Here is a 24,797-nt window from a genome sequence, read left to right on the forward strand (position 1 = left end):
GACTCTTCCCGGCCGGTATCCCGGCCTCTTGATTTGTATACCCTATGGGGGTATATGAGACCTATGAGAGACGACGTCAAGACATCCTGTTTAAAACGGCTCAAACGGATCGAGGGTCAGATCCGCGGCTTGGCCGCCATGGTCGAGGAAGACCGCTATTGCATCGACGTGGTGACGCAGATCGCTGCGGCGCGCGCGGCCCTCCGCCGCGTCGAGGAAGAGGTCCTGCGCGATCATGTCGCCCATTGCGTCGAGCATGCGATCTCGTCCGGCGACAAGGCCGACCAGCGGCGCAAGATCGCCGAGCTGATGGATGTGATCGGCCGCGCGGATAGGTGAGTTAGGAAACTAACGACGGCTCTGGAGTCGCTTCAGCTCGCCCGCTTGCGACGAAATCGAGAGCGGCACCGCATATTCAGTGTCGTCCCGGCGAAGGCCGGGACCCATAGCCACCGTTGCCTGCTTTGAGGAAAAGCTGGGGCCACAGCGCTGTTAATCACTGAGATTTGTGATGATGGGTCCCGGCCTTCGCCGGGACGACGTGGGGAAAGTGCGGCGCTTGATTCGCAGCCGCTTCATGCGCGCCTGAACAGTGCGCTCAGGTGTTGAAGCGGAAATGCATGACGTCGCCGTCGGCGACGACGTAGTCCTTGCCTTCGAGCCGCAGCTTGCCAGCATCGCGCGCGCCGGCTTCGCCGTTGCCGGCGATGTAATCCTCATACGCGATGGTCTCGGCGCGGATGAAACCCTTCTCGAAATCGGTGTGGATCACGCCGGCGGCGGCGGGCGCCTTGGTGCCGCGGTCGATGGTCCAGGCGCGCGCTTCCTTCGGGCCGACGGTGAAATAGGTGATGAGGTCGAGCAGCTGGTAGCCGGCGCGGATCAGCCGGTCGAGCCCGGCCTCTTCAAGGCCCAGCGTCTCCAGGAAGTCGACACGCTCCTCGCGCGACAGCGTCGCGATCTCGGATTCGATCTTGGCCGAGATTACGACCGCGACCGCGCCCTCTTCCTTCGCGCGCTCGAACACCGCCTTGGAGAAATTGTTGCCGTCCTTGGCCGAGCCTTCCTCGACGTTGCACACATAGAGCACGGGCTTCGAGGTCAGGAGACCGAGCATGCGGAACGCACGTTCCTCCTCCGGCTTGCGCTCCAGCGCACGCGCCGGCTTGCCGTCACGCAACAGCACCAGCGCGCGGTTGACGAGCTCGAGCTGCTCCTTGGCTTCCTTGTCGTTGCCCTTGGCCTTCTTCGAGAGGTTGTCGACGCGCTTCTCGAGGCTGTCGAGGTCGGACAGCATCAGCTCGGTCTCGATGGTCTCGATGTCGGCGAGCGGCGCGATCTTGCCTTCGACATGGGTGATGTCGGAATCCTCGAAGCAGCGCACCACATGGGCGATGGCGTCGACCTCGCGGATGTTGGCGAGGAACTGGTTGCCGAGGCCTTCGCCCTGCGAGGCGCCGCGCACCAGGCCCGCGATATCGACGAAGGTCAGCCGGGTCGGGATGATCTGCGCGGACTTCGCAATCGCCGACAGCTTCTCCAGCCGCGGATCGGGCACCGCCACCTCGCCGACATTCGGCTCGATGGTGCAGAACGGATAGTTCGCCGCCTGGGCGGCGGCCGTCTCGGTCAGTGCATTGAACAGCGTCGATTTGCCGACGTTCGGCAGCCCGACGATCCCGCATTTGAATCCCATGTCTTCCTCAATATTCTCTGGTTCGTCATGGCAGGCTCGTGCCGATGACGATGGCGCGAGATCAAGCCGGCTCCTTGCCGCCATCCTCACCCTTGTCGAAAAATCCCTTGGCCTGCATCGTCAGATGCACCTTGTTGGCGAACGAGGCGTCGTGCCCCGCAGCCAGCAGGCCGGCATTGTCGGCGACGGCCTGGCACAAGGCCTCCACCCACGCCCGGTCGCTCTTGGCGAAGTCCGACAGCACGTGGCTGTGCACGAGCTCCTTGACGCCGGGATGACCGATCCCGAGCCGCACCCGCCGATATTCATTGCCGATATGCGCAGAGATCGAGCGCAGCCCGTTATGGCCGGCGATCCCGCCGCCGATCTTGACCCGCACCTTGGCGGGCGGCAGTTCGAGCTCGTCCTGGAACACGGTGATGTCGGCAGAGGCGAGCTTGTAGAAGTTCGCCGCTTCCTGCGCCGCGCGCCCGGACTCGTTCATGAAAGTGGTCGGCTTCAGCAGCACGACCTTCTCACGATCGACCACGCCTTCGGAGGTCTCGCCCTGAAAGCGACGGCGCCATGGTGCGAAACCATGACGCCGTGCAATCTCGTCGACCGCCAGAAAACCGATATTGTGCCGGTTGCTGGCGTATTTCGCGCCAGGATTACCGAGACCGACAAAAAGGCGCATGGCGCGGCATCCCACGTCGGCGCGCCATCAGACGATCGCGCGCCGACCTGATCGGTTACTTCTTCTTGTCGCCACCGCCGGCGGGAGCCTTGGCACCCGCGGCCGGAGCCGCAGCACCCGCAGCCGGAGCCGCCGCAGCGGCCGGTGCAGCACCCGCGGCCGGAGCGGCGCCACCAGCAGCAGCCGCAGCTGCGGCCTTCTGCTCTTCGGCGTAGCCGGACGGCGGCACGATGGTGACCAGCGTCGCGTCCTCGCGGGTCAGCGACTTCACGCCCTTGGGCAGCGTGACCTCGGAGAGATGAAGCGAGTAGCTGATCTCGAGGCCGCCGACGTCGACTTCGATGTATTGCGGAATGTTGTCGACCGCGCACTCGAGTTCGAGCGCGTGGGTGACGATGTTCACGGTGCCGCCGCGCTTGATGCCCGGGGCGGTTTCCGCGTTCACGACGTGCAGCGGCACACTGACGCGGATGGTCGCGCCTTCGCCGAGCCGCATGAAGTCGACATGGATCGGGAAGTCCTTCACCGGGTCGAGGTGGAAGTCGCGCGGAATCACGCGGTGCTTCTTGCCCTCGAGGTCGATGTCATAGATCGTGGTCAGGAACCGGCCGGCCAGGATGCGCTGGCGCAGGTCACGATCGTCGACCGAGATGGTGACGGGGGGTTGGTTGTCTCCGTAGATCACTCCGGGAACTCTCCCGGCGCGACGCTCTGCCCGGGCGGCCCCCTTGCCGCTCTTCGGACGCGCGGTCGCCTTCAATTCCTTGACGGTCGCCATAGCGTTAAGTCCTTGTATTTAAAAAGTTAAAGGCCGCAGCGCGGCCCATGCTCAAGTCCACAGCAAGCCTCCAGGGGTGCGGGGGCCGCGGACGTGGCGGGCTTTTAGCCCCAAAGGGCCGAAATGACAAGGAAATGAAGGGATTTTTCTGCGGGTCGAAACCCGTCATGCCCGGGCGTAGCCGTCCGAAGGACGGCGTCGCTTCCGCTCGCCTATGCCCCGGGCATCCATCAAAAAAGGGGGGCTTTCTCGAAGGACATGGATGGCCGGGTCGAGCCCGGCCATGACGATCGGGGCAAGATCAGGTCGCTCCACCGATCCCGAGCTTGGCTTCCAGCGCGGCGATCCTGGCCTTCAGCGCCTCGTTCTCCTCGCGCGCCAGGCGGGCCATGTCCTTGACCGCGTCGAATTCCTCGCGCTTGACCACATCGAGGTCGCGCAGGATCCGTTCGGCCTGGTTGCGCATGACCGTGTCGACCTCGCGCTTGACGCCCTGGGCGGCGCCCGCGGCATCGTTCATCAGACGGCCGATCTCATCGAAAAACCGATTGCTGGTCTGGGTCATCTGGCAAAACTCTCCGCATTCACTGGCTTGCGCAAAAGACAATGGCGATCCCCGCCACCCGGTTCAAGTCCGCCGCGAATGGCAGACCTCGCGCGAGCTTGCCTTGTCATGCTCCGGTTTCCTTGCAATCGTATGAACTCACAACAGAAATCGCACACATGACGCGAGCAGAAACGCCATGATCGAGCATACCGTCGAGATCCCGACCAAGGACGGCAAGACCACCACCTTCATCACCCATCCCGAGCGCGGCGGCCCCTTTCCTGTCGTCATCTTCTACATGGATGCGCCGGCAATCCGCGAGGAGCTGCGCGACATGGCGCGCCGGCTCGGCACCTCGGGCTATTACGTGATGCTGCCCAACATGTATTACCGCGCCGGCGTGATGGAGCTCGGCCCGATTAATCCCGATCCGGAATCGCCCGAGCGCAAGCGCATGTTCGAGCTGATGCACTCGCTCAACATCCCGCTGGTCATGGAAGATACCAAGGGCCTGCTCGCCTACGCCGAGACGCAGAAGGCGGCCAACACGAAAATCATCGGGACCGTCGGCTATTGCATGAGCGGCCGCTATGCGGTGAACGCGGCGACGCATTTCGGCGATCGCGTCAAGGCGGCCGCCTCGATCTACGGCACGCATCTAGCGACCGATCAGCCCGACAGCCCGCATCTCGCCGTGCAGAAGACCAAGGCCGAGCTCTATTTCGCCTGCGCCGAGACCGACATCTACGCCCCGGCGGAGATCATCGAGCAGGTGAAGGCGGGCATGAAGGGCTCGAACAACGAGGTCGAGATCTATCCCGGCACCCATCATGGCTTCGCTTTCCCCAAGCGCCCGGTCTACGACCGCGACGCCGCCGAACGCCATTGGGAGCGGCTGCTCGCACTCTATCGCCGCAACCTGGTCTGAGGCCCGAAGAAAACGGATGGCGGAGGCCGCACGCATTCGGAACTACCGAAGCTCCGACGCCTATGAGGTGAACCGGCTTGCGGTTGCCGCCTTCGAGCAATTCCGTGACGCCTTCGATGACTGGCCGGCGATGCGCGCCGGCCTGTCAAAAACTTCCGAGTTGAGTTCCGACGGCGAGATCATCGTCGCCGAGCTCGGCGACCGGCTGGCCGGCGCGGTCGGCTATTTTGGGCCTGGCGTCAAAAAGGCCGCATTCTTCGACCAGGCATGGCCGGTCATTCGCATGCTGGTGGTCGACCCCGTCGACAGGGGCAAGGGACTCGGGCATGCGTTGACGTCGGAATGCCTCGCCAGGGCGCGGCGCGACCGGTGCCGGACCATTGCGCTTCACACGAGCCCCATCATGACGGTCGCCTTGCCGATGTATCTCAGGATGGGCTTCAGCAAGGTGCATGACGCTCCGCCCATTCATGGCGTGCCCTACGCCGTCTACACGAAAGCGCTCTGATCCCGATGCCGTTCCTGCTGATCGACTTTCCGGTGTTCAACCCCGTCGCGCTCGCGCTCGGGCCGATCGTGATCCGCTGGTACGCGCTGGCCTATATCGTCGGCATCGTGCTGGGCTGGATCTACGCCCGCTCGCTGATCAAGAAGGAGCGGCTGTGGGGCGGCCCGGCGCCGATCACGCTGCCGCAGCTCGACGATTTCATCCTCTGGGTCACCATCGGCATCATCGTCGGCGGCCGCACCGGCTATGTGCTGTTCTACAACCTGCCCTTCTTCATCGCGCACCCGTCCGAGATCCTCGAATTGTGGAAGGGCGGCATGTCGTTCCACGGCGGCTTCCTCGGCTGCGTCGCCGCGGTGATGCTGTTTGCCCGCCGCAACAACATCCCGATCCTGTCGCTCGGCGACATCACCACCGCTGTCGCGCCGATCGGGCTGTTCCTCGGCCGGCTCGCCAATTTCATCAACAGCGAATTGTGGGGCCGTCACGCCGATCCGAGCCTGCCCTGGGCCATGATCTTCCCCAATGGCGGACCGCTGCCGCGCCATCCGAGCCAGCTTTACGAGGCCGGGCTCGAGGGCATCGTGCTGTTCACTGCGCTGGCGATCATGATCCGGATGGGCGCGCTCAAGCGGCCCGGCCTGATCCTCGGCAGCTTCATTGCGATCTACGGCATTGCCCGAATCATCGGCGAGCATTTCAGGGAGCCCGATCCGCAGCTCGGATTCCTGTGGGGCGGATTAACCATGGGGATGCTGCTGTCGGTGCCAATGATCATCGTGGGCGCCATCATCATCACGGCCGCCATTCGCCGCAGGGCGAACGGGCCGGCACCGAGTTCAATGTAGAACAAGTGCAATCCAAGGAAGGCCGTGAGCGAACCCTCCCCACTGCTGGATGAGATCAGGAAGCTGATCAAGCTGTCCGGGCCGATGCCGGTCTGGCGCTACATGGAATTGTGCCTGATGCATCCGCGCTACGGCTACTATCTGTCGCGCGATCCGCTCGGCCGCGAGGGCGATTTCACCACGGCGCCCGAGGTCAGCCAGATGTTCGGCGAACTGCTCGGGCTGTGGAGCGCCTCGATCTGGCGCGCGATCGGCTCGCCGGACACGCTCCGCCTGATCGAGCTCGGGCCCGGCCGCGGCACCATGATGTCGGATGCGCTGCGTGCGCTGCGGGTGCTGCCGCCGCTCTACCAGTCGCTCAGCATCCACCTCGTCGAGGTCAATCCGGTGCTGCGCGAGAAGCAGTACGCCACGCTGACCGGCGTGCGCAACATCACCTGGCACGACAACATCGACGACGTGCCGGAGGGACCTGCGGTGATCCTCGCCAACGAATATTTCGACGTGCTGCCGATCCACCAGATGGTCCGCCGCGAGACCGGCTGGCACGAGCGCACTGTCGGGATGGATGCCAATGGCAGCCTGTATTTCGCCCCCGCCCCCGAGCCGACACCGCATTTCGAGGTGCTGCTGCCGCCGCTGGTACGCGCCGCGCCGTTAGGGGCGGTATTCGAATGGCGGCCCGACAACGAGATCATGAAGCTCGCAACGCGCCTGCGCGACCAGGACGGCGCCGCGCTGATCATCGATTACGGCCATCTGCGCAGCGACGCCGGCGATACCTTCCAGGCGATCGCGCGCCACAGCTTCGCCGACCCGCTGAAGAATCCGGGACAGGCCGACATCACGGCGCATGTCGATTTCCAGGCCCTGGCGCGCGCCGCCGAGGATGTCGGCGCGCGCGTCCACGGGCCGGCGACGCAGGGCGACTTCCTCAAGCGCCTCGGCGTCGAAGCCCGTGCCGCGGGATTGATGGCGAAGGCCTCACCCGAGGTTTCCGGCGACATTGCCGGCGCGCTGAAGCGCCTGACCGATTCCGGGCGCGGCGGGATGGGCTCGATGTTCAAGGTCATGGCCATCTCCGACCCGCGCCTCACCTCGATCGCTGGCCTCAGCGATCAGCCTGACGAGACCGAACAATGACATTGGGATCACCTCTGCTGTCGGCCATTCCAGGCCTGCGCCACGCCTTCTTCTCGCGCGATGGCGGCGTCTCCGAGGGCATCTATGCCGGCCTCAATGGCGGGCTCGGCTCGCGCGACGATCCGGCCAAGGTCGCGGAGAACCGGCGGCGGATGGCGGAGCAGCTCGGCGTGCCGTCCGACCACCTGATCAGCGTGCATCAGGTGCATTCGCCCGACGTCGTGGCCGTGACCGGACCATGGAATGGCGCCGCGCGCCCGAAGGCGGACGCGCTCGTCACACGCACCGAAGGGCTTGCGATCTCGGTCACGACGGCCGACTGCGGTCCGATCCTGTTCGTCGATCCCCACGCGCGGGTGATCGGCGCGGCGCATGCCGGCTGGAAGGGCGCGCTGACCGGCGTGCTGGAATCGACCATCGATGCGATGGAGAAACTCGGCGCCGAGCGCGGCGGCATCGTCGCCGCCATCGGCCCGCTGATCCGCAAGGAATCCTACGAGGTCGGACGTGAATTCGTCGAGCGCTTCATCGAGGCCGATGCCGAGAACGGCATGTTCTTCATGCCCGCCGAACGCGACGCCCACGCGATGTTCGATCTCCCGGCCTTCATCCGCATGCGGCTGGAAAATGCCGGCGTGCTGATGATCGACGATCTCGGCATCGACACCTATTCCGACGAGCGCTGCTTCAGCTACCGCCGCTCCGTGCACCGCAAGGAAGCCGATTACGGCCGGCACGTTCACGCCATCGCGCTGGAAAGCTGACGCCGGGCGTCATCTTCGTTTTTATGCGACAACCGGCTTGACTCTCCACCTGCTGGGGACCGGACAAGCGGCGCATGACACAACGCAGCTACAGCATCGGCGAGGCGGCGCGGCTCAGCGGAATTTCCGTCCGCAGGCTCCGCTTCTATGCGGACCAGGGGTTCCTGCCGCCGGCTGGCCGCACCGCGAGCGGCTATCGCGTCTTCACCGACGACGAACTGGTTCGCCTCGACCTGATCCGCTGCCTGCGCGATGCGGGGCTTGGTCTCGACGCCATCCGTGAGGTCCTGAGCAAGGAACTCTCGCTGGTCGAGGCGCTGAAGCTCCGTCTCGATACGCTGGAAGCGGAGATCGCGGCACAGCGCCGCGTCGCCTCGGCCCTGCGGGCTGCGTTGCGTTCACCGCAACTCACCGAAGCAGACTTACGGAGATTCCTGACCATGACACAGCTATCCCGCGCCGAGCGCCGCAACGTCGTCGAACGTTTCTTCGAGAGAGTGTCCGACGGCATCAACATCGACCGGAAATGGATCCGGCAGATGATCGAGACCAGCGTACCCGAATTGCCCGACGAGCCGACGCCAGAGCAATGCGATGCGTGGATCGAGCTTTCGGAGATGCTGGGCGATCCCTCCCTCGTCGCCAACCTTCGCGCCAACGCGGAGGATGTCTGGAATCACCACGTGCTGGATCTCGCTGCCTGGCAAGCGGCCAACGAAACCGTGCTGGCCAAGGCCAGGGAGATCATCGCGCGCGACCTCGGGCCGGAGTCGGAGGCGGGCCAGGTGCTGGCACGCGACTGGCTGGCGACGTCGGCGCGCTTGCTGAAACGCGAACCCGACCTCGAATTCCGCAACTGGATTCGCCGCAAGTACGCGCTGCACGACGCCCGTGCGGCCCGCTACTGGGAACTCGTCGCCATCATGCGCGGGCAGTCGCCGGACGCGAGCCCGAACCGCGAGTGGGCCTGGATCACCGAGGCCATGCGGCATCATCTGGCGGACTGAGCCGGAAATATCGAGAAAGGAATTCGGTCCTCTCCCCGGATCGTTAAGCGCTGTGGCCGTCCTGCCCTAGACGTTAAGCCATTTTAACGATATCGCAGGACGCAATGAGGGAAGCGTCAAACCACCAGTTTCAAACTGGGACAGTCGTGCGCGCCGCGATCGCAGCCACATGGCTGGCGATTGCGTCCGCACTCGGCGGATGCGCGGCGGGCGGCAACGTGGCCGACTCCTACGCCATGGCGACACCTGCGAGCGGCGGCGCAACCGTCGCCTTCGAATCGATCGACGGCCCGCCGCCCCAGGTGTTCGACCGCATGGTCGGTGTGCTCGACAGCGAATCCAAGCTGCGCAGCCTGTCGATCGTGTCGCGCCAGGCCACCGCGGCCTATCGCGTCCGCAGCTATCTCTCGGCGCAGGTGGTGCGCGGCCGCACCATGATCGCGTGGGTCTGGGACGTCTACGACAGCAACCAGCAACGGGCGCTCCGGCTGTCCGGCGAAGAGCCCGCCGGCAAGGCCGGCCGCGACGCCTGGGCCGCCGCCGACGATCTGGTGCTACGAAAGATCGCCCAGGCCGGCCTCAGCGGCCTGTCCAGCATGATCTATGGTGGCCCGGCGAACAGCCCGGCGCCGGAGCTCCGTGGGCCAGCGATGGTCAGCGCCCCGGCCCCAGCCGCGCCAGAGACCGTGGCACTCAGCTATTCCGCCAACTAACCCCCGGAATCTCCCGGGGAAAGGCGTTTTTTGCCCAGGAAAAGGTGAGCCGAAGCGCCTAATGGGTTGCCATCTGAGCCGCCTGCCTGATATTCCCTCGCGCACCGAAAACCCGCCGGTTCTGTAAGGACTTGAGATGCTGAACGTCGTATCCAGCAAGGCGCGGGGGGAAGCATCGATGTCGGCAAAGAACGGATCAATCAAGCTCGTCGCCGGCAACTCCAATCCTGCGCTGGCGCAGGACATCGCCAAGGGACTTGGCATCGAACTGACCAAGGCCGTGGTCCGGCGCTTCGCCGACATGGAGATCTTCGTCGAGATCCAGGAGAACGTCCGCGGTTCGGACATGTTCATCATTCAGTCGACGTCGTATCCGGCCAATGACAATTTGATGGAGCTTTTGATCATCACCGACGCGCTGCGCCGTTCCTCGGCGCGCCGCATCACCGCGGTGGTGCCCTATTTCGGCTACGCCAGGCAGGATCGCAGGTCCGGCTCGCGTACGCCGATCTCGGCCAAACTCGTCGCCAACCTGATCTCGCACTCCGGCGTCGATCGCGTCATGACGCTCGACCTGCACGCCGGCCAGATCCAGGGCTTCTTCGACATTCCGACCGACAATCTGTTCGCGGCGCCCTTGATGGTGCGCGATATCAGAGAGAAGTTCGATCTCGCCAAGGTGATGGTCGTGTCGCCCGACGTCGGCGGCGTGGCGCGTGCCCGCGGCCTCGCCAAGCGCATCAACACCCCGCTTGCGATCGTCGACAAACGCCGCGAGCGCCCCGGCGAGTCCGAGGTGATGAACGTGATCGGCGACGTCGCCGGCTACAACTGCATCCTGGTCGACGACATCGTCGATTCCGGCGGCACACTGGTGAACGCGGCCGAGGCGCTGATCGCGCACGGCGCCAAAGAAGTCTCGGCCTACATCACCCACGGCGTGCTGTCCGGCGGCGCCGCAGCGCGGATTGCCTCGTCGCGGCTGAAGGAACTGGTCATCACCGACTCGATCCTGCCGACCGAAGCCGTCAACAAGGCGCCGAACATCCGCCAGATCTCTATCGCCGGCCTGATCGCCGAAGCGATCGGCCGCACCGCCGCGGAAGAGTCGGTGTCGAGCCTGTTCGATTAGAGCCTCATACTCGCTGTCGTCCCGGCGAAAGCCGGGACCCATAACCACAGCCCATTGTTGTTGCGAAGGCTGTGGCTCCAGCGTTGTAAACCAATTCGCATTCGTGGTTATGGGTCCCGGCTCAAGGCCGGGACGACGGCGAATTTGCGGCGGCACCCACTCCGCTAAAACCCCGGCCGCGGCACGTGGCTCATCAGCGTCCGCGCATAGCCGCCATCGACGATGATCTCCTCGCCATTGACGTAGGACGACCTGTCACTCGCCAGGAACAGGGTCGCGTCCGCCATGTCCTGCGGCGCGCCGATCCGGCGCATCGGCACCACGGCGGTGCGCCGCTCGGTGACCCCCGGCGTATCGTAGAACGCCTGGCTCATCGGCGTGACGACGAGGCCCGGGCTGACCACATTGCTGCGGATGCCATGCGGGCCCCATTCGGCGGCGAGCTGCTGCGAAAGCATCACGACGGCGGCCTTGCTGACGCTGTAGGCGCCGCTCTGCTCCTGCGCATTGCTGGCCGCGATCGAAGCGACGTGAATCAGGCTGCCGCGTCCGGCCTTGCGCATCTGGCGGCCGAACGCCTGCGCGCAGATGAAATAACCGGTGAGATTGATCGCCAGCACCGCATTCCATTCGGCGAGCGGCAGCGTATCGAGCGCGCCGGGACGCAGCACCGCCGCGGTGTTGACGAGGATGTCGCAAGGACCAAGCGCGTTCGCGACGGCGTCGGCGGCAGCCGCGACATTGTCCTCACTGGTCGTGTCGCAGTTTGCGACGAGATGACCGTCGCCGAACTCGCGAAGCTTCGCCTTGGTCTCCGCCAGCCCACGCTCGTCGCGATCGAGCGCGGCGACTTTGGCGCCGGCACGCGCAAAACTGACTGCGGTGGCGCGGCCGATGCCGCCGCCTCCGCCGGTGACGACGGCAACGCGGCCCGACAGGCCGAGCCAATCGGAGGAATGTTGTTCGGTCATAGGCGACGCCTCCCGCGCGTTCTGATTATGCCGGCAAGCATAACCGAACGCACGGGCTGCGACAGCGATCCCGGCACGCATGCCGGAATCGCTTTTGCGCCGGGCCTTAAGCTGCCGAAGCTTTAGCCAGGTATTCCCGCCGCGACCTGGCCGCGCAGCCGTTCGAGGCTGAGCAGCGTGTTGGCGCAGGCCTCCGCGACCTCGATCCCCTTGATCACGAAGTGCTTGCGGAAAAAGTCGTAATGCACTTCGGTCTCGTGGAATTGCTGCGGCGTCAGCACCGCCGAGAACACCGGCACCTCGGTGCGCAACTGCACATCCATCAGCGCCTTGATCACGGTATCGGCGACGAATTCGTGGCGATAGATGCCACCATCGACGACGAGCCCGGCCGCGACGATCGCGGTGTAGCGGCGGGTCTTCGCCAGCAGCTGCGCATGCAGCGGGATCTCGAACGAGCCCGGCACTTCGAACACATCGACATTGGTGATGTGGCGCGCCTCGATCTCCTTCAGGAAGGAGATGCGGCACTCTTCCACCACATCACGATGCCAGGACGACTGCACGAAGGCAACCCGCTGCGGCTTTGCGAAGTGCGGATGCTCCGGCGTCGGCGGACGAGCCGGCGTATCCGGAACACTTTCTGCTTGGGAGGTTTGGACTTGAGAAGCTTGAACGTCTTGGTCTTGCAACATCTGATTCATGGCTTTCCTCTTTCAGGACCAGAATCAGGGCACACGGACAACGACACAAGCCCACGCGAAAATCGCGTTGGCTGCCGCAACCGTTCTCTTTCATCCGGACTGTAACCGTCGGCTTCGGAATTGCACCGAATCTGCTGACCCTTCTCCCGGCTTCACGGAAGAAGGCGCTCGCGGGCTTGGGCTCATCGCCCTTTACCGCCGGTGGGGATTTTCGCCCCGCCCTGAGAACATCGGCACGCCCGGGATGGACGTGCCTGAGGCGAAATATGACCAAACCGCGACAGCGGGGCAAGCACCTTTGGCATGGGGAAACGGCATGTCCCCATGAGCGCGCCGCGGCTCTTGCAGAGAGATGTGAGCGCCCGAAACGCTGATTCACGCGTGCGGCGAGGCGCCGGCAAATGGTTAATAAATCGTTACGCGAACGCCTAGATTCCGATTTGTTCGCAAAATCACAAGTGTGGCGGAGATCAGCTGTGGACGATGCGCGCTTTGGCTGTGGACGGACTCGGCGTGCGGTTGCGCGGATTCCGCAAATCACATCACTTCATCGGCGTCAGGTCCAGGGGCATCCGGAAGCCCGGTCAGGGAACTGCACTCGGCCACGACGCAGTATGTCGCAAGTGCCGGCTTCCGTGTGCGTATCAAGCGATCATAAGAACAAGGTCCGAGACGGCATGTCCCTCCTCGAAAGCATTATCGATTCCCGGAACAACCCGCTTGCGGTGGTCGAAGATATCGCCACCGACAACAACTGGGCGTTCGAGCGTTCCGGCGAAGACGAGGTGACGATCGTCTCCAAGGGAGACTGGATCGATTATCAGCTCTCCTTCACTTGGATGGGAGAGATCGAAGCGCTGCATCTCGCTTGCGCCTTCGACATGAAAATGCCGCAGGCGCGGCGCGCCGAGGTGCAGCGGCTGGTCGCCGCGATCAACGAGCAATTGTGGGTCGGCCATTTCGATCTGTGGACCCACACCGGCATGGTGATGCATCGCCAGGCGCTGGTGCTGCCCGGCGGCCTCACCGCGTCCACCGCGCAATGCGAGGCCATGGTGGTCAACGCGATCCACGCCTGCGAGCGCTACTATCCGGCGTTCCAGTTCGTGGTGTGGGCCGGCAAATCGACCGCCGAGGCGATGGCCGCCGCGATGTTCGATACCGAGGGCGAAGCGTAAGCGCATCCGCATACTCAGTGTCGTCCCGGCCTGGTGCGCAATTGCGCACGGGAGCCGGGACCCATACTCCGCGGCCCCAGTGGTTGAGCAAACTGCTTGTGGCTCCCGCCTCGCTTTACTAGAACCACCTGTGGTTATGGGTCCCGGCCTTCGCCGGGACGACGAGCGGTGACACCTGTGAACACAAGCAGCGCATTGACGAACACTTCCGGCACCATCGCGCTTGCGGGCGCGGGCAAGATGGGCGGCGCGATGCTGACCGGCTGGCTGGCGCAGGGCCTCTCGCCGAAGCATGTCGCGGTGATCGATCCGCATCTCTCGCCCGAGATCTCCGCGCTTGCCGCCAAGGGCGTGCGGCTCAATCCGCAGGCGACGGATCTCGGCACGGTCGACACGCTGGTCGTCGCGGTGAAGCCGCAATCGTTCCGCGACGCCGGCGCCGCGCTGAAGGCACTGGTCGGTCCGGCGACCCTCGTGGTCTCGATCATGGCCGGCACGACGATATCAGCGCTGGAAGAGGTGGTCGGCGGCGCAGTGGTGCGCGCGATGCCGAACACGCCGGCGGCGATCGGCCGCGGCATCACGGTCGCCGTGCCGTCAAAGCGCGTTACCGCCGCGCAACGCGCCATGACGGATGCGCTGCTGAAGGCGACCGGACTCGTCGAATGGGTCGACGATGAGAGCCTGATGGATGCGGTAACTGCGGTCTCCGGCTCCGGTCCGGCCTATGTCTTCCTACTCGCCGAGGAGCTGGCCCGCGCCGGCGTCGCAGCCGGCCTGCCCGAGCAGCTCGCGACCACGCTGGCGCGCGCGACCGTCGCCGGCTCCGGCGAATTGCTGCATCGCTCGGATCTGCCTTCGGCGACGCTGCGGCAGAATGTCACCTCACCCGGCGGCACCACCGCGGCCGCGCTCGAGGTGCTGATGGCGAGCGACGGCATGCAGCCGCTGATGACCCGCGCCATTGCTGCCGCGACCCGGCGCTCGAAGGAATTGGCGAAGTAGCTGCCTGCTGATCCCGTCACCCTGAGGTGCTCGCGAAGCGAGCCTCGAAGGGTGCACGGCCCGCGGCCATCCTTCGAGGCGCGCAAGGGCGCGCACCTCAGGATGACGTTCGAACAAGTGGATCGGTGCGCGTCGGCCGTTTCGCTTACTGCGCCTGGCCCGACGTCCCGGCGAGCCGCTTGTTAAAACTCTCGACATTGATCAGGCCGCGGGCGTGGCGGCCTTCGCCGAGCTTGCGCGCGCCCTCAAAGGCCTCGACCGCGAACCGGATCACGCGGCGCTCGACCGCGATCACTTTTGCGGTGGTCCGCACTGTGGACCCGACGAGCGCGGCGGCGAGATGGCGAATATCGACCTCGGTCCCGACGGTGACCCAGCCGGGCCGCAACGCGCTGCGGATGGCATCGCCCGACGCCATCTCCATTTCGAGGATCATCATCGGCGTCGCATAGACCATCGGCATGCCCGGCACGAAATGCCCAACCGTGCGCTCCGGCGGCACCACCAGCATGCGCTCGGCGCTCATGCCGATCTTGATGAAGTCGCGTGCGTCCATGGAGACCTTGCTCGTCATTCCGGGGCACGCGAAGCGTGAACCCGGAATCTGGAGATTGTTGATCGAGATCCCGGGTTCGCGCTAATGCGCGCCCCGGGATGACGCGCTTTCGCGCGTCATTTCTTCGCCGCCGCCGCGCGCTCGACGAAGGTCTTGCCGCCCTTCATCTTGTGATGCAGCGGCGCTTCGTTGATCTGGATCACGACGGCGTCGGCGTCGACGCCGAGGTTCTTCACCAGCGCCTGGGTGATGTCGCGCATCATGCCGGCCTTCTGCTCGTCGGTGCGGCCGGCGGCCATGCTCACGGTGATCTCGGGCATCGGAATAGCTCCCTAGTTGTTGTTGACGCGCAGGCCGGTCGTCTGCCGGTCTGGCTGGCGCGCCATCTTTTTGAAGATGGATGCGCGGGTCAAGCCCGCGCACGACAAACCAGCTATCCCCAGTTCACGTCGTGGCGCGCGAGCACCTCGCGAACCTTGGCGACCAGATCTGCCTCGGAGCAGGAGAACTGAGCTGGGCGCGTTTCGCGCCATTCCTGATTGGACGCGATCGCGGCCGCCGCCTTGGCGCCTTCGATCAAATCCTTGATCTGCACCTCACCGCGCGCCTTCTCATCCGAGCCCTGAATGATCACGCAGGGCGAGTTGCGGCGGTCGGCATATTTAAGCTGGTTGCCCATGTTCTTCGGGTTGCCGAGATAGAGCTCGGCGCGGATGCCGGCCTGGCGCAGCTGCGTGACCATCTTCTGATAGTCCGCGACGCGGTCGCGATCGAACACGGTGACGACGACGGGCCCGAATTCGGCCTGCGTATCGAGCTGGCCGAGCATCGTGAGCGCGGCCTGCAGCCGCGAGACCCCGATCGAGAAGCCGGTGGCCGGCACCGGCTCGCCGCGGAAGCGCGAGACGAGGCCATCGTAGCGGCCGCCGCCACCGACCGAGCCGAACCGCACCGGGCGGCCCTTCTCGTCCTTGGTATCGAGCAGCAGCTCAACCTCGTAGACCGGGCCGGTGTAGTATTCGAGGCCGCGAACGACGGTGGGATCGATGCGGATGCGATCGGCGCCATAGCCGGACGCCGCGACCAGCTTCGCGATCTCTTCGAGCTCGCTCACGCCGGCCTGACCGACTTCACTCTTTGCAAGGTAGGTCTCGGCCGCAGCGATGGCCTCTCGCCAATCCGCGCGCTGCTGCGTGACGGCGAGCACGATGTCGGCATCCGCCGGGCTCAGTTCGGCGCCCTTGGTAAAGTCGCCCTTGCCCTCTTCCCCGCCATCCCATCGTCCGGGGCCAAGCAGCTTGCGGACCTCGTCGGCAGGAAACTTGTCGAGCTTGTCTATCGCGCGCAGCACCGTAAGCCTGCGGCCTGCATTGTCGTCGCCGCCGAGACCGATCGCCTCGAGCACGCCGTCGAGCACCTTGCGGTTGTTTACCTTTACGACATAGGAGCCGCGCGGAATGCCGAGCGCTTCCATCGTGTCGGCCGCCATCATGCAAATCTCGGCGTCGGCCGCCGGCGTCGCCGAGCCGACCGTGTCGGCATCGAACTGCATGAACTGGCGGAAGCGGCCCGGACCGGGCTTCTCGTTGCGGAACACATAGCCGAACCGATAGGACCGATACGGCTTCGGCAGCGCGTCGAAGTTTTCCGCGACATAGCGCGCCAGCGGCGCGGTCAGGTCGTAGCGCAGCGAGATCCACTGCTCGTCATCGTCCTGGAACGAGAACACGCCTTCGTTGGGGCGGTCCTGGTCGGGCAGGAATTTGCCGAGCGCGTCGGTATATTCCATCGCCGGCGTCTCCACCGGCTCGAAGCCGTAGAGTTCGTAGACGGCGCGGATCTTCTCGACCATCGCCCGCGTGGCATTGATCGCGGCCGGGCCGCGATCTTCCAGCCCGCGCGGCAGGCGCGCCTTCAGTTTCTGGGGTTTTTTGGGTTTCTCGGCCATTGGCGGCGTTTACCAGCGGACGCGCAAGGCGGCAACCCGGCTCTGCGCCTCCGCCGCGGCCGAACACCGGTCCTCAGGGCTGCTCCATCCGCGCGCGAAGCGCGTCGGCGTCGGCCTTCGGCATCGATTTCAGCAGCGGCTTGATGGTCTCGCCGCCGACGATCTTGCCGTTGCGCATGAACATCCAGTCGGAGATGTCGGCCTCCTTGAACTCGGCTAGGTCGCCGGCCCGCTTGCCCGGCAAGTCGCGCGGCTGGTTGGCGAACCGGCCGGAATAGCCGCCGCTCGGTAGCTTCTTCACCTCGCGCATCCAGATGTGCTCGCCCTCGTTGCGATGGGTCGGAAAGCGGACCTTGAGCGAGTGCTGGGTCTCCGACGGTTTTGGCGCCTCATAGGAGGCCCAGAACGCCGGGAGCGTTTCGCGCGCATGGCTGATCGCGGCGTTCATCTCCGGGTCGGCGGTGCGGACATCGATCACAGGCGAGCGGTCCTCGGCGCGCACCGTGTTGGTTCCGGCGAGCGCGAACGCAGCCGCGATCAGCACGGCACAGGTCAGACGTGTTACGGAAGTTTTGGTCATGTCATCACGCGAATGGGGGATTGTTTGAAGCGGGGCGAGACTTTGTCGCGCGCTCGCGGCAGGCCGTTCATGCGATGACGGCAGACAACACGGAAAAATGACGACCGAAGCGAAGCGTCGGCTTGTCGGTGTTCCAAAGCGAAAGCGCCTCTCCCTTTGCAAAGGAAGAGGCGCCAAATCGAAGCAGGTCAGCAGTGGAACCGCCGCGTCAGGCGACGTTCCTGATCCAGTTATGCGGGTCGTTGGTGCGACCGTACTGGATGTCGACCAGCTTCTTGCGCAGGCCCATCGCGACCGGGCCGGCCACGCCGCCGCTGATCTGGAAGTCGCCGCTCGCCGAGCACACCTTGCCGATCGGCGAGATGACAGCCGCGGTGCCGCAGGCGAAGGCTTCCTTCAGCTTGCCGCTGGCAGCGTCGGCACGCCACTGCTGGATCGTGTAGGGCTCCTCGCGCACGCGCGTGCCAGCATCCTTGGCAAGCGCGATGATCGAGTCGCGGGTGATGCCGGGCAGGATGGTGCCGAGCGGCGGCGTCGAGAGCGAGCCGTCGTCGAACGCGAAGAAGATGTTCATGCCGCCGAGCTCCTCGATGTAGCGGCGCTCGACCGCGTCAAGGAACACGACCTGATCGCAGCCGCGCTCGATCGCCTCCGCCTGCGCGCGCAGGCTTGCGGCATAGTTGCCGCCGCACTTCACGGCGCCGGTGCCACCGATCGCAGCCCGCGTGTAATTCTCCGACACCCAGATCGAGACCGGCGCGGGACCGCCCTTGAAATAGGAGCCGACCGGCGAAGCGATGACCGAGAAAATGTATTCCGCCGACGGCTTCACGCCGAGGAAGACCTCGCTCGCGATCATGAACGGCCGCAGATAGAGACTGCCCTCGCCGCCCGGAATCCAGGCGCAATCCATCCGCACCAGCTGCTCGACCGCGTCGATGAACACGTCCTCGGGCAGCGGCGCCATCGCCATACGGTCGGCCGAATCGTGGAAGCGCCGGGCATTGGCGTCGGGACGGAACAGGTTCACACCGCCATCGTCGCGCCGGTAGGCCTTGAGACCTTCGAAAATTTCCTGGGCGTAGTGCAGCACCGCGCCGGCCGGATCGAGCGGAAAATTCGCGCGTGCCTCGACGCGGGCGCTGTGCCAGCCCTTGCCCTGGCTGTAGCGGACGATCGCCATGTGGTCGGTGAAGACGCGGCCGAAGCCCGGGTCCACGAGCTTCGCTGCACGATCCTTGTCGGATGTGGCGTTCGGCGAAGGCTGGATGTCGAATTTCAAAGTCATTTTTCTTGCTTTCCGCTGTCGGAACCGGCGCCATACCGGGCGACGGCCTGTTTCCCCCGGAGCCATCAGGCTCGGCTGGTGCGAACTTCACCACCGCCGGCAACCCGGCCGGTTTCCATCGCCAACATGCCGGTTAGACATGCTTTTGCAGAGTGCTGAAGTCCAGTATGTTTGCCGAAATGCCGCTCGACAATCGCACGGTAGTCCAATTTGCGGCCCAAACCGCCACACAGGCTCTTTCAGGCCGCCTCAAACGCTGTCGGGGACGAAACGACCTAATGTTTCGTCGTGACTGGCAGTTTTGTAACATTGAACCCAAGATACGTCAATATGACTGACATAAATTTCTCAGGCATGGCTGCCAAGCCCGATTCGCAGGGAGATGATCACGCTCCGGCGGCGGGCGGCCGCGACCTGCGCTGGGACATCATCGAGCTGTTGTTCTTCGCCTACCGCGATTTTGTCGGCGACGCCGACCAGGAGCTGGAGGCGTTCGGCTTCGGCCGCGCCCACCACCGCGTCATCCACTTCGTCACCCGCTATCCCGGCCTGAAGGTCGCCGACCTGCTCGACGTCCTGCGCATCACCAAGCAATCGCTCGGTCGCGTGCTCAAACAGCTGCTGGATGAAGGCTACATCGTGCAGAAGACCGGCAACAACGACCGCCGGCAGCGCCTGCTCTACGCAACGCCGAAGGGCGAGGCGCTGGTCGCCAAGCTCGCAGGGCTGCAGACCGACCGCATCAACCGCGCAGTCGCCGGCATCGATCCGGCCGGCGTCGAGACGGTTCGCCAATTCCTCCGCGCGATGATCGACCGCGACGATCCCGACAAGGTGCTCGAAGCGATCTTCGGCGGCGGCAGAAAAACAAGGGAGTGAACCTGGTGCAGGCTGCAACCCTGGTGCGCACGCCGGTCGAGCCGGCCGACGACGCGCCGCATCTCCTGCTGGTCGACGACGACCGGCGCATTCGCGACCTGTTGTCGCGCTTTCTCTCCGGCGAAGGCTATCGCGTCACCACGGCCATGAGCGCCACCGACGCGCGCGCCAAGCTGCTCGGGCTGCATTTCGACCTGCTGATCCTCGACGTGATGATGCCCGGCGAGAACGGCTTCGACCTCGCCCGCTTCATCCGCACCTCCTCGACGGTGCCGATCATCATGCTGACCGCCCGCCATGAGGCGGAAGCCCGCATCGAGGGCCTGCAGATCGGCGCCGACGACTATGTCGCCAAGCCGTTCGAGCCGCGCGAGCTGGTGCTGCGCATCGGCAATATCCTCAAGCGCACCGCGCCGCCGCAAGTCACTGTGGTCGAGCAGATCGCGTTCGGCCCCTACATCTTCCACATCGAGCGCAGCGAGCTGCGCCAGGGCGAAGAGATCATCCATCTCACCGATCGCGAGCGCGAGATGCTGCGTATCCTCGCGAGCGCGCCCGGCGAGACCGTGCCGCGCGGCGAATTGACCAGCGGCGGCACCGTCAATGAGCGCGCGGTCGACGTGCAGATCAACCGCCTGCGCCGCAAGATCGAGCACGATCCCGCCAATCCGCTGTTCCTGCAGGCGGTACGCGGCATCGGCTATCGCCTGGTCGCCTCGCCGTAAGATGCAGCCATGAGCACGCTCGACACCGGCCTGACCCTGATCAAGAACGCCTCGCAGCGCGTCTCGAAGGCGAACGGCTGGATGGGCAATGCGTTCAAGAGCTGGATGCCGACCGGCCTCTATGCGCGCGCGCTGCTGATCATGATCGTGCCGATGGTGATCCTGCAGACCGTGGTCGCGTTCGTGTTCATGGAGCGGCACTGGAACACGGTGACGCGCCGCCTGTCCGCCGCGGTGGTCTCCGACATCGCCGCGCTGATCGACGTCTACAAGATCTATCCGCAGGACAAGGACCGCGCGCAGCTGCGCGGCATCGCCCAGAAGCTGCAGCTGGTGGTCGACTTCCTCCCCGCCGGCGACATGCCGCCGCCGGGACCGAAGCCGTTCTTCTCGCTGCTCGACCAGACCCTGTCGGTGCAGCTCGGCCGCCAGATCAGCCGTCCGTTCTGGATCGACACTGTCGGCAAGTCCAACCTGGTCGAGATCCGCGTCCAGCTCGACGATTCGGTGATGCGGATCTTCGCCCAGCGCAGCGCGGCCTACGCCTCCAACTCCGAGATCTTCATCTTCTGGATGGTCGGCACCTCGTCGATCCTGCTGATCGTCGCCGTATTGTTCCTGCGCAACCAGATCAAGCCGATCCTCAGACTGGCCGATGCCGCCGAAAGCTTCGGCAAAGGACGCGAGGCGCCGAACTTCCGGCCGCGCGGCGCGCGCGAGGTGCGGCGCGCGGCACAGGCCTTCATCGAGATGAAGGCGCGCGTCGAGCGCTCGATCGAGCAGCGCACCGCGATGCTCGCCGGCGTGTCGCACGATCTGCGCACCATCCTGACCCGCTTCAAGCTCGAACTCGCCCTGATCGGCGAAGGCCCCGAGATCGACGCGATGCGCAAGGACGTCGACGAGATGTCGATGATGCTGGAGGACTATCTAGCCTTTGCACGCGGCGATTCCGGCGAGGTCGCGCAGCCGACCGACATGGCGATGGCGCTCGAGGAATTGCGCAGCGACGCCGAACGCCACGGCCACACCGCGACCGTTGCATTCCACGGCCTGCCCGTCGTCACGGTGAAGCCGGCCTCGTTCAAGCGCTGCCTCGCCAATCTCGTCTCCAACGCGGCGCGCCACGCCAACACGATCTCGATTACCGGCCAGCGCGACCACCGCTATCTCAACATCACGGTCGACGACGACGGCCCCGGCATCCCCGCCGCCATGCGCGAGGAAGTGTTCAAGCCCTTCCTGCGGCTCGACGACGCCCGCAACCAGGACGAAGGCGGCAGCGGCCTCGGACTTGCGATCGCCCGCGACATCGCCCGCTCGCATGGCGGCGACATCATGCTCGGCGAAAGCCCGATGGGCGGCCTGCGCGCCGCCGTGCGGATTCCGGTGTAGCTACCAGCGGTAAGACAGGGTGCCGATCACCTGACGCCGTTCGCCGGCATAGCAGTAGCCGGACTGACAGGTCTGGTAGCGCGTGTCGAATAGATTGGTCGCGTTCAGGCGCGCGGTGGCGCCGAGCAAGCGCCGGTCGAGCTTGCCGAGATCGTAGTCGATCACGGCGTCGAACAACGTTCTCGCTGCATTCTGAAACGTGTTCTGGTCGTTGCCGAAGTTCGTCCCGATGTAACGGACACCGAGGCCAAGCCCGAGCCCTTCGACCGGGACGCCGGACTGGAAGGTGTATTTGCCGAAGGCGGCGAAGGAATTCCTCGGAATGCCGGAGAGCTCATTGCCGGTCGTATCGGGATTGCCCTGCGTGATCACGACGTTGAGATGGGTGTAGGCCGCGGTGAGATCGAATCCCTGCTTGAGCGCCAGCTTCGCCTCGAGCTCCACGCCCTTCGATTCGACCCGCCCGGTTGCCGCCTGGAACGCCATGTTGCTCGGATCGGTGCGCAGCACATTGTCCTGCGTGATGTCGAACACCGCGGCGGTCAACAGCACCGGCACCTGCGGCATCTGGTACTTGATGCCGATCTCCTTCTGCTCGCCGGTGGTCGGCTTAAACGGCGATCCCGATGCGTCGACGCCGACCTGCGGAGCGAATGCCGTCGCGTAGCTGACATAAGGCGCAATGCCGTTGTCGAAGACGTAAGCGAGCCCCGCGCGGCCCGTGAAGGCGGTCGCCTTCTGCGTTGACGGCACGCCGTCGAGGCCTGCGGTCGTCGTCTGCGAGACCCAGCTCTGCCGGCCATTGAGCGTCAGAACAAAGCCGCCGAGCTTGGCCTGCTCCTGCGCATAGACTCCGACCTCGTCGGTCGACTGCTTGTTGAAGATCGAGAATGCCGGCGACGCGATCGCCTGGGCACCGTAATTCATCGTCAGGAGATTGAGATCGGGAGCCGCCCCGTAGCCGATCTTGTCGTTGTAGTAGGAGTGCCCGTAGTCGACGCCGAACAGCGCTGTGTTCTTGATCGCGCCGAGCATGAACTTGGCCTCGGCCTGATTGTCGAGCGTCACCGTATTGAAACTATCCAGGATCCGCCACGCGGATCGCGACGCGAGATTGGTGCTGCTGTCGATGGAATCGATCTGGGTGTATTTCGCGTCGGTGTCGACCTGATAGAAGCGGAAGTTCTGCCGCACCGTCCAGACGTCGTCGACATTGTGCTCGAACGCGTAGCCGATGCGATACTGCTTCTGATCCATGGCGCTGAAGGCCGGATCGTTCGAATAGATGTTGGTCAATTGTCCGTCGGGCGTGCGGAAGTTGCCGATGCTCGCGGCGGTTCGGCTGCTTTGATATTCGCTGAGGATCGTGAAGGACGTATCGACGTCGGGCCGCCAGGTCAGCGCGGGCGCGATGTAGGTGCGATCGTCGTCGTTGCCGGGATACCAGGTCTTGGCGTCACGGAGCAGACCCGTCAGGCGATAGTACAATTGGTCGCTGCCGGGCACCGGGCCACCGATATCGAAGCTGCCCTGGTAACGATCATAGTTGCCGGTCTGCAGCTGCACCTCGCCGAACGGCGTCATGGTCGGCCGCTTGGTGGTGACGTCGACGATGCCGCCCGGAGAGCCGAGGCCGTAGAGGCCCGAGGCCGGTCCACGAAGGATCGACACGCTGTCGAGACCGTAAGGTTCGATCTTGGGAATGGCGAAGTTGCCGCCGCCCTGGCGAAGGCCGTCGCGATAGATCCCGGTATAGGTCGCATCGAAGCCACGGATGTAGAAACTATCGAACCGGGGATCATAGCCGAACGCCGTGGTCGTGACGCCGGGCGTGTAATTGACGGCGTCCTTGAGCGTCTGAACGTTGCGATCCCTGAGCTCCTTCTGCGTGACGACCGACAGCGACTGCGGCGTCTCGATCAGCGCCGTGTTGGTCTTGGTGCCGGCCGTGCTGCCGGTCGCAACATAACCGGTCGTTGCACCGACCGTGCCGGCCGCGCCTTGCGAGCGCGGAGCCTGGTTCTGAGCGGGCGCCGCAACGGTGCGGCGTCGGTTCGATACGGTGGCGCGCGAAGACCTGGCGTTCCGACTTGAAGCAGCCGCACTGCGCTTCCTTGCAGCGTCAGGTTCATCCACCGTCACTGCGGGAAGCACGCTGACATTGTTCTGCGCAGAGCTGGTTTGCGCTTGAGCGCTGGCGACGTTTGTACCCATCGGCACCAGCATGACCGAACCGAGAACCGCTGCGTTGATCGCAGCCGTTGATGCAAGCAAGCTGTGCTTGCTCCGCGACGAAGCCATTCCCACCAAGCAATCCCCACACTTCCCCAAGATCGATCTTGATCGAGCCGCGCGTTCGTCATTGAGCGGACATCGATTGGGGCGGACTTCTATCGGCGGGATGCGCGGAATTCCACACGCGCAAAATAGAATCCATTGAAGCACGCGATGCATGCGCACTGGAACGATTCAAGATGCGCAACACTGGAGCGATTCAAAAAAGACATGTTGTCGCAGCAAACTTTTCAGCGCGAGGAATTCGCTGCGCGTCTTCGCTCTGTCAAAGAGTCTCGCGCGCGCGGCACGCAGCGATCATTCAATGATGCTGATGTCGTCCGGCAATGTTGTCGTGCATTGCGCGTGGCCGCGGACCAACACCTATGCGGCGAGACGCGCGCCAGGCGTCAACTTTCAGCGACAACAACGAAGCGGAGATGGAGTCGGCGCACACGATCCAAAGGCATCATCGCAGACTGAGAGGTCGCGCGAACGCACGCTCAATGGCAGGCGCAAAACCGCTTGGCAGTCTTGTCGCGGGCTGCCCGCAA

At 64.7% G+C, this 24,797-nt stretch carries 26 protein-coding genes and 1 riboswitch; of the genes, 14 read left to right on the forward strand and 12 right to left on the reverse strand.

Annotation, left to right across the window (positions count from 1 at the left end):
- The first annotated feature begins 63 nt into the window (after nucleotides 1-63).
- Nucleotides 64-339, forward strand: a complete 276-nt coding sequence (locus ACE103_RS36100; protein WP_097671571.1) for a metal-sensitive transcriptional regulator — start codon at nucleotides 64-66, stop codon at nucleotides 337-339.
- Between the two features lie 259 nt (nucleotides 340-598).
- Here the strand turns inward: ACE103_RS36100 and ychF are convergent, their stop codons facing one another.
- From ychF to ACE103_RS36120, 4 genes are all read right to left on the reverse strand, one after another.
- Entirely contained in the window at nucleotides 599-1,696 is a 1,098-nt protein-coding gene (gene ychF, locus ACE103_RS36105) for a redox-regulated ATPase YchF (RefSeq protein ID WP_212313393.1), read from the reverse strand.
- A gap of 61 nt (nucleotides 1,697-1,757) precedes the next feature.
- Complete coding sequence (gene pth / locus ACE103_RS36110) at nucleotides 1,758-2,372, reverse strand: aminoacyl-tRNA hydrolase (protein WP_375776898.1); 615 nt, start codon at nucleotides 2,370-2,372, stop codon at nucleotides 1,758-1,760.
- A 55-nt stretch (nucleotides 2,373-2,427) separates the two neighbouring features.
- On the reverse strand, nucleotides 2,428-3,150 hold the full coding sequence (locus ACE103_RS36115; protein ID WP_223977068.1) for a 50S ribosomal protein L25/general stress protein Ctc: 723 nt from the start codon (nucleotides 3,148-3,150) through the stop codon (nucleotides 2,428-2,430).
- Nucleotides 3,151-3,451: 301 nt separating this feature from the next.
- Nucleotides 3,452-3,715: an accessory factor UbiK family protein gene (locus ACE103_RS36120; RefSeq protein ID WP_095732773.1), complete on the reverse strand. Its 264-nt coding sequence runs from the start codon at nucleotides 3,713-3,715 to the stop codon at nucleotides 3,452-3,454.
- Nucleotides 3,716-3,893: 178 nt separating this feature from the next.
- Between ACE103_RS36120 and ACE103_RS36125 the strand changes: the two genes are divergently transcribed.
- The 8 genes from ACE103_RS36125 to ACE103_RS36160 all read left to right on the forward strand — a co-directional run bounded on the left by ACE103_RS36125 (nucleotide 3,894) and on the right by ACE103_RS36160 (nucleotide 10,740).
- On the forward strand, nucleotides 3,894-4,625 hold the full coding sequence (locus ACE103_RS36125; RefSeq protein ID WP_375776899.1) for a dienelactone hydrolase family protein: 732 nt from the start codon (nucleotides 3,894-3,896) through the stop codon (nucleotides 4,623-4,625).
- Between the two features lie 16 nt (nucleotides 4,626-4,641).
- Nucleotides 4,642-5,133 (forward strand): GNAT family N-acetyltransferase, encoded by a 492-nt coding sequence (locus ACE103_RS36130; protein WP_375776900.1) that lies wholly within the window; start codon nucleotides 4,642-4,644, stop codon nucleotides 5,131-5,133.
- Nucleotides 5,134-5,138: 5 nt separating this feature from the next.
- Nucleotides 5,139-5,981: a prolipoprotein diacylglyceryl transferase gene (gene lgt, locus ACE103_RS36135; RefSeq protein WP_375776901.1), complete on the forward strand. Its 843-nt coding sequence runs from the start codon at nucleotides 5,139-5,141 to the stop codon at nucleotides 5,979-5,981.
- An 84-nt stretch (nucleotides 5,982-6,065) separates the two neighbouring features.
- Complete coding sequence (locus tag ACE103_RS36140) at nucleotides 6,066-7,124, forward strand: class I SAM-dependent methyltransferase (protein WP_375781256.1); 1,059 nt, start codon at nucleotides 6,066-6,068, stop codon at nucleotides 7,122-7,124.
- On the forward strand, nucleotides 7,121-7,888 hold the full coding sequence (pgeF, locus tag ACE103_RS36145) for a peptidoglycan editing factor PgeF (protein ID WP_375776902.1): 768 nt from the start codon (nucleotides 7,121-7,123) through the stop codon (nucleotides 7,886-7,888). Before ACE103_RS36140 ends, pgeF begins: the two co-directional genes overlap by 4 nt.
- 74 nt (nucleotides 7,889-7,962) lie before the next feature.
- Nucleotides 7,963-8,895, forward strand: a complete 933-nt coding sequence (locus ACE103_RS36150) for a MerR family transcriptional regulator (RefSeq protein WP_375776903.1) — start codon at nucleotides 7,963-7,965, stop codon at nucleotides 8,893-8,895.
- 104 nt (nucleotides 8,896-8,999) lie between these two features.
- Entirely contained in the window at nucleotides 9,000-9,608 is a 609-nt protein-coding gene (locus tag ACE103_RS36155; protein ID WP_375776904.1) for a hypothetical protein, read from the forward strand.
- A gap of 178 nt (nucleotides 9,609-9,786) precedes the next feature.
- Nucleotides 9,787-10,740 carry a ribose-phosphate pyrophosphokinase gene (locus ACE103_RS36160; protein ID WP_171948021.1) on the forward strand — a complete coding sequence of 318 codons (954 nt, stop codon included), beginning with the start codon at nucleotides 9,787-9,789 and terminating at the stop codon, nucleotides 10,738-10,740.
- Nucleotides 10,741-10,904: 164 nt separating this feature from the next.
- Here the strand turns inward: ACE103_RS36160 and ACE103_RS36165 are convergent, their stop codons facing one another.
- Nucleotides 10,905-11,711 carry an SDR family NAD(P)-dependent oxidoreductase gene (locus tag ACE103_RS36165; protein WP_375776905.1) on the reverse strand — a complete coding sequence of 269 codons (807 nt, stop codon included), beginning with the start codon at nucleotides 11,709-11,711 and terminating at the stop codon, nucleotides 10,905-10,907.
- Nucleotides 11,712-11,833: 122 nt separating this feature from the next.
- Complete coding sequence (locus ACE103_RS36170; RefSeq protein WP_375776906.1) at nucleotides 11,834-12,415, reverse strand: 6,7-dimethyl-8-ribityllumazine synthase; 582 nt, start codon at nucleotides 12,413-12,415, stop codon at nucleotides 11,834-11,836.
- Nucleotides 12,416-12,493: 78 nt separating this feature from the next.
- Nucleotides 12,494-12,648, reverse strand: a riboswitch (FMN riboswitch).
- Nucleotides 12,649-13,092: 444 nt separating this feature from the next.
- Between ACE103_RS36170 and ACE103_RS36175 the strand changes: the two genes are divergently transcribed.
- Both ACE103_RS36175 and proC read left to right on the forward strand, forming a co-directional pair.
- Complete coding sequence (locus ACE103_RS36175; RefSeq protein WP_016844492.1) at nucleotides 13,093-13,593, forward strand: YbjN domain-containing protein; 501 nt, start codon at nucleotides 13,093-13,095, stop codon at nucleotides 13,591-13,593.
- 240 nt (nucleotides 13,594-13,833) lie between these two features.
- On the forward strand, nucleotides 13,834-14,598 hold the full coding sequence (proC, locus tag ACE103_RS36180; RefSeq protein WP_375781257.1) for a pyrroline-5-carboxylate reductase: 765 nt from the start codon (nucleotides 13,834-13,836) through the stop codon (nucleotides 14,596-14,598).
- A gap of 145 nt (nucleotides 14,599-14,743) precedes the next feature.
- Here proC and ACE103_RS36185 read toward each other — a convergent pair whose 3' ends face one another.
- The 5 genes from ACE103_RS36185 to ACE103_RS36205 all read right to left on the reverse strand — a co-directional run bounded on the left by ACE103_RS36185 (nucleotide 14,744) and on the right by ACE103_RS36205 (nucleotide 18,970).
- On the reverse strand, nucleotides 14,744-15,154 hold the full coding sequence (locus tag ACE103_RS36185; RefSeq protein ID WP_375776907.1) for a thioesterase family protein: 411 nt from the start codon (nucleotides 15,152-15,154) through the stop codon (nucleotides 14,744-14,746).
- A gap of 116 nt (nucleotides 15,155-15,270) precedes the next feature.
- Nucleotides 15,271-15,474 carry a tautomerase family protein gene (locus ACE103_RS36190; RefSeq protein ID WP_044538952.1) on the reverse strand — a complete coding sequence of 68 codons (204 nt, stop codon included), beginning with the start codon at nucleotides 15,472-15,474 and terminating at the stop codon, nucleotides 15,271-15,273.
- Nucleotides 15,475-15,587: 113 nt separating this feature from the next.
- Nucleotides 15,588-17,102 (reverse strand): histidine--tRNA ligase, encoded by a 1,515-nt coding sequence (gene hisS / locus ACE103_RS36195; protein WP_223967191.1) that lies wholly within the window; start codon nucleotides 17,100-17,102, stop codon nucleotides 15,588-15,590.
- A 73-nt stretch (nucleotides 17,103-17,175) separates the two neighbouring features.
- Nucleotides 17,176-17,682, reverse strand: coding sequence for a YegJ family protein (locus ACE103_RS36200; protein WP_375776908.1), 507 nt, complete (start codon nucleotides 17,680-17,682; stop codon nucleotides 17,176-17,178).
- A gap of 208 nt (nucleotides 17,683-17,890) precedes the next feature.
- Nucleotides 17,891-18,970: a branched-chain amino acid aminotransferase gene (locus tag ACE103_RS36205; protein ID WP_375776909.1), complete on the reverse strand. Its 1,080-nt coding sequence runs from the start codon at nucleotides 18,968-18,970 to the stop codon at nucleotides 17,891-17,893.
- A gap of 330 nt (nucleotides 18,971-19,300) precedes the next feature.
- Here ACE103_RS36205 and ACE103_RS36210 point away from each other — a divergent pair, with 330 nt between their 5' ends.
- Genes ACE103_RS36210 through ACE103_RS36220 form a run of 3 tightly spaced genes read left to right on the forward strand, consistent with a single transcriptional unit; the run spans nucleotide 19,301 to nucleotide 21,969 of the window.
- Nucleotides 19,301-19,849 carry a MarR family winged helix-turn-helix transcriptional regulator gene (locus tag ACE103_RS36210; protein WP_375776910.1) on the forward strand — a complete coding sequence of 183 codons (549 nt, stop codon included), beginning with the start codon at nucleotides 19,301-19,303 and terminating at the stop codon, nucleotides 19,847-19,849.
- Between the two features lie 2 nt (nucleotides 19,850-19,851).
- A complete protein-coding gene (locus ACE103_RS36215; RefSeq protein WP_171948219.1) occupies nucleotides 19,852-20,574 on the forward strand; it encodes a response regulator in 723 nt (240 codons plus the stop codon).
- 9 nt (nucleotides 20,575-20,583) lie between these two features.
- Nucleotides 20,584-21,969: an ATP-binding protein gene (locus ACE103_RS36220; RefSeq protein ID WP_097671587.1), complete on the forward strand. Its 1,386-nt coding sequence runs from the start codon at nucleotides 20,584-20,586 to the stop codon at nucleotides 21,967-21,969.
- On the opposite strand, the gene ACE103_RS36225 is transcribed toward ACE103_RS36220, so the two are convergent.
- A complete protein-coding gene (locus ACE103_RS36225) occupies nucleotides 21,970-24,243 on the reverse strand; it encodes a TonB-dependent siderophore receptor (protein ID WP_375776911.1) in 2,274 nt (757 codons plus the stop codon).
- Nucleotides 24,244-24,797: the final 554 nt, after the last annotated feature.

Source organism: Bradyrhizobium sp. ma5 (assembly GCF_042258955.1).
In the GTDB taxonomy this organism is placed as follows: domain Bacteria; phylum Pseudomonadota; class Alphaproteobacteria; order Rhizobiales; family Xanthobacteraceae; genus Bradyrhizobium.

Bases quoted from the DNA above. Each gene is read 5' to 3' on its own strand.
- ACE103_RS36100 (WP_097671571.1), top strand. From the start codon at position 64: ATGAGAGACGACGTCAAGACATCCTGTTTAAAACGGCTCAAACGGATC.
- ychF (WP_212313393.1), bottom strand. From the start codon at position 1,696: ATGGGATTCAAATGCGGGATCGTCGGGCTGCCGAACGTCGGCAAATCG.
- pth (WP_375776898.1), bottom strand. From the start codon at position 2,372: ATGCGCCTTTTTGTCGGTCTCGGTAATCCTGGCGCGAAATACGCCAGC.
- ACE103_RS36115 (WP_223977068.1), bottom strand. From the start codon at position 3,150: ATGGCGACCGTCAAGGAATTGAAGGCGACCGCGCGTCCGAAGAGCGGC.
- ACE103_RS36120 (WP_095732773.1), bottom strand. From the start codon at position 3,715: ATGACCCAGACCAGCAATCGGTTTTTCGATGAGATCGGCCGTCTGATG.
- ACE103_RS36125 (WP_375776899.1), top strand. From the start codon at position 3,894: ATGATCGAGCATACCGTCGAGATCCCGACCAAGGACGGCAAGACCACC.
- ACE103_RS36130 (WP_375776900.1), top strand. From the start codon at position 4,642: ATGGCGGAGGCCGCACGCATTCGGAACTACCGAAGCTCCGACGCCTAT.
- lgt (WP_375776901.1), top strand. From the start codon at position 5,139: ATGCCGTTCCTGCTGATCGACTTTCCGGTGTTCAACCCCGTCGCGCTC.
- ACE103_RS36140 (WP_375781256.1), top strand. From the start codon at position 6,066: ATGCCGGTCTGGCGCTACATGGAATTGTGCCTGATGCATCCGCGCTAC.
- pgeF (WP_375776902.1), top strand. From the start codon at position 7,121: ATGACATTGGGATCACCTCTGCTGTCGGCCATTCCAGGCCTGCGCCAC.
- ACE103_RS36150 (WP_375776903.1), top strand. From the start codon at position 7,963: ATGACACAACGCAGCTACAGCATCGGCGAGGCGGCGCGGCTCAGCGGA.
- ACE103_RS36155 (WP_375776904.1), top strand. From the start codon at position 9,000: ATGAGGGAAGCGTCAAACCACCAGTTTCAAACTGGGACAGTCGTGCGC.
- ACE103_RS36160 (WP_171948021.1), top strand. From the start codon at position 9,787: ATGTCGGCAAAGAACGGATCAATCAAGCTCGTCGCCGGCAACTCCAAT.
- ACE103_RS36165 (WP_375776905.1), bottom strand. From the start codon at position 11,711: ATGACCGAACAACATTCCTCCGATTGGCTCGGCCTGTCGGGCCGCGTT.
- ACE103_RS36170 (WP_375776906.1), bottom strand. From the start codon at position 12,415: ATGAATCAGATGTTGCAAGACCAAGACGTTCAAGCTTCTCAAGTCCAA.
- ACE103_RS36175 (WP_016844492.1), top strand. From the start codon at position 13,093: ATGTCCCTCCTCGAAAGCATTATCGATTCCCGGAACAACCCGCTTGCG.
- proC (WP_375781257.1), top strand. From the start codon at position 13,834: ATGGGCGGCGCGATGCTGACCGGCTGGCTGGCGCAGGGCCTCTCGCCG.
- ACE103_RS36185 (WP_375776907.1), bottom strand. From the start codon at position 15,154: ATGGACGCACGCGACTTCATCAAGATCGGCATGAGCGCCGAGCGCATG.
- ACE103_RS36190 (WP_044538952.1), bottom strand. From the start codon at position 15,474: ATGCCCGAGATCACCGTGAGCATGGCCGCCGGCCGCACCGACGAGCAG.
- hisS (WP_223967191.1), bottom strand. From the start codon at position 17,102: ATGGCCGAGAAACCCAAAAAACCCCAGAAACTGAAGGCGCGCCTGCCG.
- ACE103_RS36200 (WP_375776908.1), bottom strand. From the start codon at position 17,682: ATGACCAAAACTTCCGTAACACGTCTGACCTGTGCCGTGCTGATCGCG.
- ACE103_RS36205 (WP_375776909.1), bottom strand. From the start codon at position 18,970: ATGACTTTGAAATTCGACATCCAGCCTTCGCCGAACGCCACATCCGAC.
- ACE103_RS36210 (WP_375776910.1), top strand. From the start codon at position 19,301: ATGACTGACATAAATTTCTCAGGCATGGCTGCCAAGCCCGATTCGCAG.
- ACE103_RS36220 (WP_097671587.1), top strand. From the start codon at position 20,584: ATGAGCACGCTCGACACCGGCCTGACCCTGATCAAGAACGCCTCGCAG.